The 12,777-nt window shown below is 68.3% G+C and carries 13 protein-coding genes; 5 read left to right on the top strand and 8 right to left on the bottom strand.

What is annotated here, in order from left to right; translation table 11 throughout:
- Positions 1–107 precede the first annotated feature (107 nt).
- The 4 genes from FSW06_RS09795 (at position 108) to FSW06_RS09780 (ending at position 3,500) form a co-directional block, all read left to right on the top strand.
- Positions 108–848 carry an RNA polymerase sigma factor gene (locus FSW06_RS09795; RefSeq protein ID WP_083827133.1) on the top strand — a complete coding sequence of 247 codons (741 nt, stop codon included), beginning with the start codon at positions 108–110 and terminating at the stop codon, positions 846–848.
- A 39-nt stretch (positions 849–887) separates the two neighbouring features.
- Entirely contained in the window at positions 888–1,832 is a 945-nt protein-coding gene (gene trxB / locus FSW06_RS09790) for a thioredoxin-disulfide reductase (RefSeq protein ID WP_010122536.1), read from the top strand.
- A gap of 138 nt (positions 1,833–1,970) precedes the next feature.
- The gene (gene trxA, locus FSW06_RS09785) at positions 1,971–2,294 is read left to right on the top strand and encodes a thioredoxin (RefSeq protein ID WP_010122538.1); all 324 of its coding nucleotides are present in this window, start codon (positions 1,971–1,973) and stop codon (positions 2,292–2,294) included.
- Positions 2,295–2,315: 21 nt separating this feature from the next.
- Positions 2,316–3,500 carry an N-acetylmuramoyl-L-alanine amidase gene (locus FSW06_RS09780; RefSeq protein ID WP_010122539.1) on the top strand — a complete coding sequence of 395 codons (1,185 nt, stop codon included), beginning with the start codon at positions 2,316–2,318 and terminating at the stop codon, positions 3,498–3,500.
- 15 nt (positions 3,501–3,515) lie between these two features.
- Here the strand turns inward: FSW06_RS09780 and FSW06_RS09775 are convergent, their stop codons facing one another.
- From FSW06_RS09775 to rpmH, 8 genes are all read right to left on the bottom strand, one after another.
- On the bottom strand, positions 3,516–4,259 hold the full coding sequence (locus FSW06_RS09775; protein ID WP_010122540.1) for a hypothetical protein: 744 nt from the start codon (positions 4,257–4,259) through the stop codon (positions 3,516–3,518).
- Between the two features lie 103 nt (positions 4,260–4,362).
- Positions 4,363–5,493, bottom strand: coding sequence for a ParB/RepB/Spo0J family partition protein (locus FSW06_RS09770; RefSeq protein WP_139024602.1), 1,131 nt, complete (start codon positions 5,491–5,493; stop codon positions 4,363–4,365).
- On the bottom strand, positions 5,490–6,446 hold the full coding sequence (locus FSW06_RS09765) for a ParA family protein (protein ID WP_029450300.1): 957 nt from the start codon (positions 6,444–6,446) through the stop codon (positions 5,490–5,492). Before FSW06_RS09765 ends, FSW06_RS09770 begins: the two co-directional genes overlap by 4 nt.
- A gap of 58 nt (positions 6,447–6,504) precedes the next feature.
- The gene (rsmG, locus tag FSW06_RS09760; protein WP_010122545.1) at positions 6,505–7,155 is read right to left on the bottom strand and encodes a 16S rRNA (guanine(527)-N(7))-methyltransferase RsmG; all 651 of its coding nucleotides are present in this window, start codon (positions 7,153–7,155) and stop codon (positions 6,505–6,507) included.
- A gap of 129 nt (positions 7,156–7,284) precedes the next feature.
- Positions 7,285–8,610, bottom strand: coding sequence for a membrane protein insertase YidC (yidC, locus tag FSW06_RS09755; RefSeq protein ID WP_010122546.1), 1,326 nt, complete (start codon positions 8,608–8,610; stop codon positions 7,285–7,287).
- Positions 8,611–8,669: 59 nt separating this feature from the next.
- Positions 8,670–8,957, bottom strand: a complete 288-nt coding sequence (gene yidD / locus FSW06_RS09750; protein WP_010122547.1) for a membrane protein insertion efficiency factor YidD — start codon at positions 8,955–8,957, stop codon at positions 8,670–8,672.
- Positions 8,920–9,321 (bottom strand): ribonuclease P protein component, encoded by a 402-nt coding sequence (gene rnpA, locus FSW06_RS09745; protein WP_029450304.1) that lies wholly within the window; start codon positions 9,319–9,321, stop codon positions 8,920–8,922. The genes yidD and rnpA overlap by 38 nt, the downstream gene beginning before the upstream one ends.
- A 45-nt stretch (positions 9,322–9,366) precedes the next feature.
- A complete protein-coding gene (rpmH, locus tag FSW06_RS09740) occupies positions 9,367–9,510 on the bottom strand; it encodes a 50S ribosomal protein L34 (RefSeq protein WP_010122551.1) in 144 nt (47 codons plus the stop codon).
- Between the two features lie 802 nt (positions 9,511–10,312).
- Between rpmH and dnaA the strand changes: the two genes are divergently transcribed.
- Positions 10,313–12,079: a chromosomal replication initiator protein DnaA gene (dnaA, locus tag FSW06_RS09735; protein ID WP_010122553.1), complete on the top strand. Its 1,767-nt coding sequence runs from the start codon at positions 10,313–10,315 to the stop codon at positions 12,077–12,079.
- The last annotated feature ends 698 nt before the right edge of the window (positions 12,080–12,777 follow it).

Below are 12,777 nucleotides of genomic sequence, written 5' to 3'. Positions count from 1 at the left end.
TTCACCGGGCCGGTACGCTGACGGACAACGCTTCCCCAGGGGAATTCGGGGGAGACGGGGACCAGGGATACACCAGGGACACACCAGCACACATCCGGGGGACAGCCATGCACACCACCACCTCGACAACCATCCGACCCGAACCCGCCACCGCAGCAGGCATCGCTCGCACCGCACCGGCTGCGCCCGCGGCACCCGCAGCACCGGCAGCGTCACCTGCACCGGCAGCGCCACCAGCACCCGCACCACCCGCACCACCCGCAGCGTCGACAGCGCCCACCGACGCCGAACTGCTCCGGCGCCACCGCGCGGGCTGCCCGGACGCCTACCGGGACCTGGTCACCCGGCATGAACGCCTGCTCGGCTGGACCGTCCGGCAGGCCGGCGTCGCCCACGACGACCGGGCGGACGTCATGCAGGACGGACTGCTGAAGATCCACCGCCGGGCCGGGTCCTTCCGCGGCGACGACTCGGCCACCGGCTGGATGTGCGCGATCATGACCAACACCGCACGCAGCCATCTGCGCAGCACCGCCCGCGCCGACGAACACCAGCTCCGGTCACCGGACGCCGACCTCGTCACCCGCCTTTCCGACCGGCGCACCCCGGAGACCACCGGTTCACTCACCCGGATCCTCATCACCGAGGCACTGGCCGGTCTCCACCCCGAACTGCGGCGCGTCCTGCTGCTCACGGAGGTCGCGGGCTTGACCGTCGGAGACGTCGCCACCGAACTCGGCGTCCCGACCGGGACCGTGAAATCGCGGCGCTCCCGGGCCCGCCACCAGCTCGCCGGACGACTGCGGGCGATGGGCGTCGCCCCGGCCACCATGGCCGACCGCGACTGACTGACGGACCGGGGTCCCGACCGACTAAGATCGGCGCCCATGAGTGAAGCAGCCCCCGGTACCGTCCACGACCTCATCATCATCGGATCCGGCCCTGCCGGATACACCGCCGCCGTCTACGCGGCCCGCGCCGAACTGAAGCCGATCGTCTTCGAGGGCATCGAGTACGGCGGTCTGCTCATGCAGACCACCGAGGTCGAGAACTTCCCCGGTTTCCCGGCCGGTATCCAGGGCCCCGCCCTGATGGAGGACATGCGCAGCCAGGCCGAGAAGTTCGGCGCCGACCTGCGCATCGAGGATGTCGTCCGCGTCGAGCTCGACGGTGACGTGAAGAAGGTCTTCACCGACGACGAGGAGCTCCACGCGAAGTCGGTCATCCTCGCCACCGGCGCCGCACCCCGCTACCTCGGCGTCCCGGGGGAGGAGCAGCTGCTGGGCCACGGCGTGTCCGCGTGCGCCACCTGCGACGGATTCTTCTTCAAGGAGAAGCAGATCGCCGTCGTCGGCGGCGGCGATTCGGCGATGGAGGAGGCCGACTTCCTGACGAAGTTCGGTGACCGGGTCACGATCATCCACCGGCGCGACCAGTTCCGCGCCTCCGCGATCATGCAGGAGCGGGTCCTGAACAACCCGAAGATCGACGTCATCTACAACGCGAAGGTCACCGAGGTCCTCGGCGACGGCGCGGTGCAGGCGCTGCGGCTGGAGGACACGGTCACCGGCGAGTCCCGGGAGGTCCCGATGGACGCCATGTTCGTCGCCATCGGCCACGATCCGCGCACCGCCGTCTTCGAAGGCCAGGTGGATCTCAAGGAGGACGGCTACGTGAAGGTCGCCGAGCCCTCCACCGCGACCTCCCTGCCGGGCGTCTTCGCCGCCGGCGACCTCGTGGACTCGCACTACCAGCAGGCTGTCACCGCCGCAGGGTCCGGCTGCCGCGCCGCGCTCGACGCCGAGGCCTACCTCGCCGGGCTCGGCGCCTGAGACGGACACCCGGCGCCGGCTGTGCAGAGCCTGTGAGTGCACGCCACCCGTCCCGTCATTCGCGTTCCGGTGCACTGTGACGGGTAGAGTATGAGGGACCGCACCCCGTCCGTCCGCACTCTCCAGGAGGCCCCCACCATGGCTGAGCCGATCACCGTCACCCAGGACACCTTCCGTTCCACCGTGATCGATGCGGACCGACCGGTTCTCGTGGACTTCTGGGCGAGCTGGTGCCGCCCCTGTCTCCAGATGGAGCCGGTCCTCGAGGAGATCGCGCAGACCTATGACGGCCGCGCCACCGTGGCGAAGGTCAACGTCGACGAGGAACGCGTCCTGGCCTCGATGTTCCAGGTGATGAGCATCCCCGCTCTGATGGTGTTCTCCGGCGGAAAGAAGGTCGCCGAGCTCCACGGACGTCAGTCACGCGAGGACCTCACCGACCGCCTGGACGCCCTGGCCTGATCCGGGCTCGGAGAACGCACAGTGTACGGAGAAGTACTCAAGGTCGGCGACCGGGATCCGCGGGTGGCGGAGGTCCGGGGCACGCTCGCACGTCTCGGCTACATCGACGGCTTCACCGGCGACGCGGCCGGCGACTCCCAGCAGTGGCGCCCCGGTGACGACCTGTTCGATCCCGCCCTGGAGACGTCACTCCGGGCCTTCCAGCAGCAGCGCGGCATCATCGCCGACGGACACATCACCGCGGGCACACTCCGGGCACTGCGGGAGGCGTCCTACACCCTGGGCGCCCGCGTCCTGTCGCTGCAGCCCCCGGGACACTGGTTCATCGGTGACGATGTCGCCGCACTCCAGCAGCAGCTCAACGACCTCGGTTTCTACACCGACCGGGTCGACGGACATTTCGGGCCGAACACCCATGACGCGGTCCGCCGCTACCAGCTGGACTACGCCCTCACCTCGGACGGCATCTGCGGTCCGGTGACCCTGCGCGCCCTGTCCTACCTCGGCAGACGCATCACCGGCGGCTCCCCGCAGGCCATCCACGAGCAGGAGCAGATCCGCGCCGCCGGATCCCGGCTCACCGGCAAGCGGGTGGTCATCGACCCGGGCTTCGGGGACGACCACTCCGGACAGGTCGTCCGCGGCCGCTACGGGGAGATCACCGAGGAGGAGATCCTGTGGGATCTCGCCACCCGGACCGAGGGCCGGATGATCGCGGCGGGCATGGAGACCATCCTCTCCCGGCCGCGGTCGGGCGATCCGACGAGTCTGGACCGGGCGAGCATCGCCAACGCCTTCGGCGCGGACCTCATGATCTCCCTGCGCTGCGACCAGTACCGCAACGACAAGGCCAACGGCGCCGCCTCCTTCTTCTTCGGCTCCGAATCCGGCAACTCGTCGGTGATGGGGGAGAAGCTCGCCGGTTTCATCCAGCGGGAGGTCGTCGCCCGGACGCCGCTGACCGACTGCGGACGCCACGGGCGGACCTGGGACGTCCTGCGGCTGACGCAGATGCCGACGGTGCAGTTCTACGCCGGCTATCTGACGAACCCCCACGATGTCGCCGTCCTCACCGACCCGGACCAGCGGGACACGATGGCGGAGGCGATCGTGGTGGCGGTGAAGCGGCTGTACCTCCTCGACAACGACAACGCCCCCACCGGCACCTACACCTTCAGCGAGCTGCTGGAGGACGAACGGCGGTAGCGGCGACGCCCGGTGTCACCGCCCCGACCCGCCGAGCACCGTCGACAGTGGCCGGACATCGTTGAGCAGGGCGTGGGCGTCCGCCGGCGGCGTGCTGAACAGCGACGACCGCGACTCGATCTCCCTGCGGTACCGCGGGAACCGCGGGTGCCGGCCGACGACGGTGAACCCCTCCTGCTCGAGGATGTCCGCTGAAAGCACCGGAGCACTCTCCAGGTCGGTGATGTCACCGGCGGGACGCTCCTCCCAGCCACGGTAGCCTTCCGGCGTGTACGCCCCGGGGCCGGTGGGGCCGTCGGGACCGTCGATGCCCCCGGGGGCGGCGTCCGCGTCATTGCGGCCGAAGGCCTCGACGGCCTTCACACCGCGGCGCTCCGCCTCGGTCATGACCGTCTCGATGAGACTGTGCTCCAGATACAGGCCCATGTAGGGCTGGTCGACGAAGACCGTGGAGACGAGCACGGCGTCCGAGGAGACCGGGCCGGAGGGCAGCGCCCCGACACCGGGGAAGTAGCCGCCCGGGGCGAAGAAGACGGTGGCGGCGGGCCGCTCCACACTGCCGACGTCACCGGTGCTGACATAGGCCGTGTAGCCGCAGATGCCCCACCGGTACAGGACGGACTGTATCCACATCTGCTTGTCGAATTCCGGGTCGGTCGGCCGGGTGGCCGGCGGCAGTTCCCAGAAGGTGCTCCGCGCCGCCTGTTCCTCGAGCTCGGCCCCGCCGTCATGGCTGAGTGCCCTGTACCTGATCTCCACCCGGTCCTCCGTTCGTCAGGGAAAGTCTACCGGTCCGCGATGTACCGGCAGTGCCCCGCCGGCGCTACTGCAGCTGCAGCAGCAGCCGGCGGGGCCGCCGGCGCTACTGACCCTCGCGGGGCAGGCGCAGCAGATCGGTGATGCGCTCGAAGTCGTCGGTGTCACCGAATTCCACGACGATCTTCCCCTTCTTCGTCCCCATCTGCACGGTGACACGGGTGTCCAGGGCGTCCGCGGCGCTGCTGGCCCATTCCCGGACCTGCGGCGGCTGCTCGCGGGCCGCCCGCTTCGTCTTGACCGGCTCCCCACCCTCGCCACGGTTGTGGAGGACGACCGCCTCCTCCGTCGCCCGGACACTGAGCCCCTCGGCGACGATACGGCCCGCCAGTGCCTCCTGGGCGGCGGCGATGTCGGCGTCCGTCGGCCCCTTCATCCCGAGCAGGGCCCGGGCATGGCCTGCGCTGAGGACGCCGGCGGCGACCTTGCGCTGCACGGGTACCGGCAACTGCAGCAGGCGGATCATGTTGGTGATCACCGGGCGGGAGCGGCCGAGCTTCTTCGCCAGCTCCGCCTGCGTCACGTCGAACTCCTCGAGGAGCTGCTGGTAGGCGCTCGCCTCTTCCAGCGGATTGAGGTTCACCCGGTGGATGTTCTCCAGCAGGGCGTCCCGCAGCATCGCCTGATCGTCGGTCTCCCGGACGATCGCGGGGATGGTCTCGAGCCCCGCCAGCTGGGTGGCGCGCAGTCGCCGCTCACCCATGATGAGTTCATAGCCGTCCGCGACGGGGCGCACGACGACCGGCTGCAGCAGTCCGAACTCGCGGATCGAGTGGACGAGCTCGTTGAGCGGCTCCTCCTCGAACACCTGGCGGGGGTTCTTCGGGTTGACCCGGACGTCACCGACCGGCAGCTCCTGGTAGGTCGCGCCGAATTCGTTCGGGGCCGCCTCCGACCCCGCATCGGAGCCGGTACCGGGGCCGGCGGTGGCGGCGTTCTCCACGGCCTGCCCGGCCGCGTCCGCGGCAGCAGCTTCGGCGGCCGCGGCGGCACGGGCGGAAGCCCCGTTGCCGGACCCGGCGCCGAGGATGACATCGGCGGCGCTGTTGCCCAGATGGGGTTTCGTCGGCGCCGTGGGGATCAGGGCGGACAGGCCGCGGCCCAGTCCACCGGACCCCGAGGCGGGGCGCTGCAGATCCATCTGCGGCAACGTGGGCTTCCTGCGCTTACCACTCATGACTGTGCTCCCTGCTGGGCCAGCTCGGCGCGGAGTTCGGGGGCGACCCCGATCGGGGCGGTCTGCTCGACCGGCAGGTAGTCACCCCGCTCAGCCAGTTCCACGGCCGCATCGAAGTAGGCGAGGGCACCACGCGAGCCTGCGTCGTACTGCAGGACGGTCTGACCGTATCCGGGTGCCTCGGAGACCTTCACGCTGCGCGGGATGAGGTTGTCCAGCACCACCGAGCCGAAGTGCGACCGCACCTCGTCGGCGACCTGCTCCGCGAGCTTGGTGCGCGCGTCGTACATGGTGAGCAGTACCGCGGAGACGTGCAGCTCCGGGTTCAGATGCTGCCGGATCATCGAAATATTGTTGAGCAGCTGCCCCACGCCCTCCAGGGCGTAGTACTCGCACTGGATCGGGATGAGTACCTCGGTGGCGGTGTTCATCGCGTTGATGGTCAGCAGACCGAGCGACGGCGGACAGTCGATGAAGACATAGTCGTAGCCCTCGGTCGCGAGGAACTCGTCGGTGAGGTTGTCGCGCAGCCGGTACTCGCGGCGCACCATGGAGACCAGTTCGATCTCCGCACCGGCGAGATCGATGGTGGCGGGGATGCAGTGCAGGTTCGCGTTGTCCGGGTTGACCTGGACCGTTTCGGCGGCGGTCGCCTTGCCGATGAGCAGTTCATAGGACGACGGCGTGCCGACCTGGTGCGCCACCCCGCACGCCGTGGAGGCGTTGCCCTGCGGGTCGAGGTCGACGACGAGGACCTTCATGCCGTGGATGGCCAGCGCCCAGGCGATGTTCACCGTCGAGGTGGTCTTGCCGACGCCCCCCTTCTGGTTCGCGACGGTCAGCCGTCGCGTCTGGTCGGGGTGGGGCAGTGACAGTCGCGCCGGATTGTTGATCATGGCGGCGCGGCGTGCGGCGTCCGCGATCGGGGTATCGTCCCAGCGGTCTGCAGTCATGGACATCCTTTTTCTCGGTCTTGACCGTGCCAGCCTAGTCGTGCGGGCGCCGGACGGTCTACCGGGCCCGACGGACCTCGGCGATGTAGGTGGGCCGGCCGAGCAGGTCCCCGCCGATCTCCCGTACGGTGCCGTCCACACCGCCGGCCTTCGCGATCTGGTCGGCGTCCCGCTCGAACTCCTCGGCGACGCTCGATCCCTTCATGGCACGGACGTACCCGCCGACCTTCGCCAGCGGAAGGGACCACCCCATCAGCTTACCGAGCGGGGCGACGGCGCGGGACGTCACGACATCGGCACCGCCGACCGCACGGCGGACGGTCTTCTCCTCGGCACGGCCGCGGTGGACCTCCACCGTGTCCAGCCCGAGATCGGCGACGACCTCGTCGAGGAACGTCGTACGGCGCAGCAGCGGCTCCACCAGCTGCACCTGCAGGTCGGGGCGGGCGATCGCCAGCGGGATACCGGGGAGACCGGCACCGGAACCGATGTCGACGACCCGGACCCCCTCCTCCACCACTTCACCGAGGACGGCGCTGTTGAGGATGTGCCGCTCCCAGAGCCGGTCCGCCTCCCGCGGGCCGATGAGTCCGCGTTCCACACCGGCCCCGGCAAGCCAGTCGGCGTAGCGTTCCGCCAGGTCGATCCGGTCACCGAAGATCCGGCGGGCTGCCTCACTCACGTCGCTGTTGCTCACGGTGACCAGCATAGCGGGCACCCCGGACAGCGGGACGCCCCGGTCACCGTCAGCTGCGGTGACCGGGGCGTCGGCGGGCGCTGTCCGGGGTGCCGGGAAACCCGTCGCCCTGAGCCGGATGAGAACCGGACGGGAACCGGATCAGTCCAGTTCCGACCGGCGCTGCTGCAGCAGCGTCCGGTGCTCGATGTTGCGGCCCCGCTTCTTACGCTGGTTCTTCGACGGCGGATTGTCGATCAGGTCGGTCAACCGGGCGATCTCCGCATCGAGCTGGTCGGCGGACATCCCGGCAATCTGGCCGGTGACCGTGGCCTTCTGTTCCGCGGTCAGGTGACTGCCGGCCCCGGCCTGCTGGCCGGACGCTGCGTCCTCCGTCGTGGCCGCCTCCGCCTTACCTGCCTTACCTGCCTTGGCGGCCTTCGCCGTGTCCGGCGCCGCCTCATCGTCCCCGTTGTCCTTGTCGTCCTTCTTGTCGAGGACGGCGGTGGCGGTCTGCTGCGCCGCCGCGGCCTGACCCTGCTTCGGCTTCTTGCCGACCTTCGGGGCGGAGGTGCGCTTGGCGGCGAGCTTCGCCTCCTTGGCCTCCTCTTCCTCGCGGTCCATCTTCTTGAACACGAAGTACTGCTGGAAGACGGTCCAGGTGGTGTTGGTGAACATGTAGACGGCGAGACCGACGTGCCACAGGAACGCACCGGCGATGGAGAGCACCGGCATGACCCAGAGCATGAGCTTCTGCATCATGTTCATCTGGGTTTCCATCATCTGTTCCTGCTGCGTGGGGTTCTTCTTCTTCGGCTGGGACGCCTTGCGCTTCGCCTGACGGTTCAGCGACATCCGGGCGTTGAAGTGCATGAAGACAGCGGCGATGACCATGATCGGCAGGACGACCGCGATGATGTTGCCGCGGGAGAAGTCGACCGATCCGTCGGAGGAGAAGGCGCCGTACATGTCCGGGTCCATGGAGATGTACGAGGACAGCGGCGCACCGAACAGTCGGGCGTCCAGGAAGGACTGGACGTCGTCGATCCCGAAGCCGTAGTTGGCGGTGTTGCGGGTCTCCTCGATCGACATGCCGAGCTGGCCGTGACCGCTGCCGGTCCGGTTGAACGAGCGCAGCACGTGGAACAGACCGATGAAGATCGGGATCTGCACGAGCATCGGCAGGCAGGAGGCCAGCGGGTTGACGCCCATCTCCTTCTGGAGCTTGCGCATCTCCATCGCCTGCGTCTGCTGGTCGTTGGAGTACTTCGACCGGATCTCCTGCATCCGGGGCTGCATCTCCTGCATCTTGCGGCCGGAGCGCAGCTGGTTGATCATCGGCTTCAGGAGGATGAGACGGATCGTCACCACGAGGAAGATGATCGACAGTGCCCAGGTGACACCGGAGTCAGGGTCGAGAATGAGACTCCAGGCCTTGTGCCAGAACCACAGGACCCATGAGATCGGGTAGTAGATGAAGTTGAGCACTGCTCTTTGACTCTCCTTGCTCGGTCGGGGTCTGTCTCACCGGTAGTCCGGCGTCAACGCTACCTGCGGCGCCGGGGTCGACGGCGCACCGGTGGAACCGGATCCCAGCCACCGGGGTGCCAGGGGCCGCATTTCGCGAGCCGGACGAGGCTCAGCACGGTTCCTCTGACAACTCCGTGGCGGGACAACGCCGTCAGTGCATAGGCGCTGCATGACGGGGTGAAGCGGCACGACGGACCCAGTTTAAGGGGTGAAACGTACTTCTGGTAACCGACGACCAGGCGCCGTACCCACCGGGCACGGTCCGGGTCAGGAACCGAGGATGCGCCGGAGTGCGTGCCGCACATCGCGCTCCAACTCCCCGGAGGACGCCCCGGCACTCGCCGGCAGCGCCCGGAGCACCACCGTGTGCGCGGGGTTGAACCCGGTCTCCGGATCGTCGAGGACGGTCCGGGCGACGTGACGCAGTTTCCGCGAGACGGCGTGCCGGGTGACCGCATTACCCACGGCCTTCGAGACGACGAGCCCGACGCGCGGGCCGCCGACGGTGACCGGGAGATCCCGGTCCGTCGGCAGTGCGCGCCGGTCGGCGCCGCCGGACGGGCTCTCATACACGGAAACCACCACAGTCCTGGACCCTTTCCTCCGACCCCGTCGCACCGTCTCAGTGAAGAGGGCGGTGGAGCGGAGGCGGTGTTCGGGGGACAGCACTGTGGTGGTTGTTCGATTCGTCCGGGGGACGCAGCCGGTGACGGACTACGCCGTCAGGGCCTTGCGGCCCTTGGCCCGACGGGCCGAGACGATGGCGCGACCGGCACGGGTACGCATCCGGGTACGGAAGCCGTGCTTGTGGGCGCGGCGACGGTTGTTGGGCTGGAAAGTCCGCTTGCCCTTGGCCACGGTACTCACTCCTTGTAGTTCTCGGCCGCGAACTTCCCCGGTCGGATCGTCGACCGCCCCGAAGGGCCGGCGGCGACTGCCGGAGACGACCGCGGCTCGTTATAGCGGTCGGATGATCCGGTCGGCCGGGTCGACAGGCGAGCCCGGGTCGGCCGTCCGCCGCGGCCGGTGGCCGGGCGGGGGAGTGGCGGCGACCTCCGCTGGCCGATGGACGGTGACGGAGATGCGGCGACACTCAAAGACAGGTGGCAGTCTACGTGCACCGACGGGGAGAACAAAATCCGACACGCGCTGGTCACGAATGACAATTCTGTCATTCTGCGGTGGACCGGAGGGGTACGGCGGACGGTGGTCAGGTTGTCCCCAGGGCTGACCTGCGCATGTGGACAACTTCGGCACCCCCGAACCCTCAAGCGCCGATTAAGCCACCATCACCGCAGGTCACGGGTTTATACACAGGCATCCGCGAGTTGTCCACAACGGTGCAGTACACTGTGCACAACCGTTGCGGACGAGTTGTCCACAGGTGTGTACAACGTTGTGGATATGCAGACCAGAGGCCGTTCCAGGATGTGTACAGACCGGTAGATTTCCGGAGGATGAACGGTTGATGACGCAGGTGGAATGACATTTCTGTTATTTTCCCCCGCGTTCCGGCTTCCGTCTGACACAGCGCAGTCACGGACTAGGCTGACTCTCCGCACCTGCATGACCCCCGCATGACCCCCGCATGACCCTGCACGACCCTGCTGGCCCTGCACCGCCGACCCCGTTGACGCCGTCGAAAGGACGCTCACCCGACATGACCACCGCCGCCGATTTCCCGGAGACATGGACCTCACTCGTCAGCAGGTGGGTCACCGCTGACGAGGACTCCGCGGAATTCCCGCAGATCGACGGCAGGCTCAAGGGACTCCTCAAGCAGCTCACCCCGATCACACTGGTCAGCGGCATCGCGGTGATCACGGCCCCGTCGAACTGGGCACGGTCCGAGATCGAGAAGAAGCTCAGTGAGCTCATCACCGAGGTCCTCTCCCAGGAACTCGGCATCTCCGTGTCACTGTCCCTCAGTGTCCAGGAATCCTCGGCGTCCACCTCCGAGCACGCGTCCGAACCGGTTCCCGAGCCGACGCCGGAACCGGCCGTCGACCCTGTCGCTGACCGGGAACCGTCACGCGAACCGGCGCGCGACCCGGCACGGAACACGCTGCACGAACCGGCCGGGACCACCGGCACCCCGGTACCCGGTACCGGACGCCCCGCCACGCCCACGGCAGCGGCAGCAGCACCTGCCACGTCTGCTCCGACGGCGGCGGTTGCAGCGCCCGACCCGTTCTGGGAACCCCTGCCCGACAGTTCGTTCCCCGAGCCGGAGGACTTCCCCGGCGTCCCGGCAGCGGACACGGCCGGAACCCCGGTCGCCCCCACCGAACCGGCAGTGCCGGCGGCACCGGAGCCGGCCCCGCAGCCGGCATCCCGCCCCGCACCGACCCGCCCGTCGGCCGACAGTGCGTCCCGCCAGGACGACGAGGATATCCCGCTCAACCCGAAGTACACCTTCGACACCTTCGTCATCGGTTCGTCCAACCACTTCGCCTACGCCGCCTGCCGCGCCGTCGCCGAGAAGCCGGGCCGGTCCTACAATCCGCTGTTCATCTACGGCCCCCCGGGGCTCGGCAAGACCCACCTGCTGCACGCGATCGGCCACTACGCCCGCGAGCTCAACCCCGGCATCAAGGTCCGCTACCTCTCCAGTGAGCAGCTGACCAACCAGTTCATCAACGCGCTGCAGGCCGGTAACCAGGCGATGGACGCCTTCAAGCGCAAGTACCGCAACCTCGACATGCTCATCGTCGACGATGTCCAGTTCCTCCAGGGGAAGCAGTCCACCCAGGAGGAGTTCTTCCACACCTTCAATGCCCTCTACCAGGCGAACCACCAGGTCGTCCTGTCCTCGGACCGTCCGCCCCGGCAACTGACCACCCTGGAGGAGCGGCTGCGTACCCGCTTCGAGGGTGGCCTGACGACCGACATCCAGACCCCTGATCTCGAGACCCGGATGGCGATCCTGGCGAAGAAGGCCGACATCAACGGGACCACCGTGCCCCACGATGTCCTCGAGTACCTGGCCAGTCAGGAGCAGACCTCCGTCCGGGAGCTGGAGGGGGCACTGACCCGTGTCATCGCCTACTGCTCGATGACGCACGAACCGATCACCGTGCAGTCTGCGGAGGCCGTGATCAGCGAGATCGTCCCCCAGGACGTCGAGATCACCCCGCAGATCATCATCGATGTGGTCACCGAGTACTGCGGCGTGACCGTCGATGAGCTGGTCGGCAAGGGGAAGGTCCGCAAGATCGCCAGCGCCCGCCAGTACGCCATGTACCTGTGCCGTGAACTGACGGATCTCTCCCTGCCGAAGATCGGGGAGGCGTTCGGCGGCCGGGACCATTCGACGGTCCTGCACGCCGAACGGAAGATCCGGGGCGCCATCCAGACCGACCACAAGGCATTCCAGCAGATCCAGGATCTCACGCAGCAGATCAAGACCACGGCCCGGCAGGGCTGATTTCCGGTTATTCCGGACGCCGTCGTGGACGGCCGGAGAATTCCCCGTAATTACCCCTCCTGCTCCGGAAATTCCCGGTGTCGACAAACCGGTCCGGAGAAATGCCGGGAAATATTCTCAATTCACCGGTCATGACCACTCTGACCGGATTCCATGGCGTGGGTCATGGAGAAGGTACCGTTGTCCGCTGCGGCCGGCCGCGGGGCGCCGGAACGTACGTGCCGTCTCCCCCGTGCGGGACCGCCGGGGATCGGCCACCGGGCGTGCGGACGCGGTCTCCGGCTCCGCTGGACCGCGGCCGCACGCTGGTCTGCGCCTGTCAGAGCCCGACAGCGGCACCGCCGACGAGCGCGTGACCCCGTCTGCGCCGGACCCTTTCCCGTTCGGTCCGGTGCCGGCGGGATCCACCCAAGGCGGCCCGCCGGGCCGTCACCGCCCCCTCCGGAGAGTCCGCGGAGCCGGGAGCCGCAACGCGGGGATCGCGTACGGGGAATCGACAGTCCCGCCGGCGAGATAATTCCGGTACCGTGAACTGTTATTCGTCGGTCGAGAAATAACACCAATTTTCCACCGACCAGCGGACAGCACCGGCCCCGATATCCCGTACACCGGGCCATCAGGTTCATATCGGAGCAGGTCAGAACATATACAACGCGGCCAGACGATGTCGTCAGCGGCCGCCGCCGCCCGCAGACCAA

Origin of the sequence: Corynebacterium nuruki S6-4, assembly GCF_007970465.1 — a bacterium.
GTDB lineage: Bacteria > Actinomycetota > Actinomycetes > Mycobacteriales > Mycobacteriaceae > Corynebacterium > Corynebacterium nuruki.
This window is presented reverse-complemented; position numbering and strand designations above follow the sequence as displayed.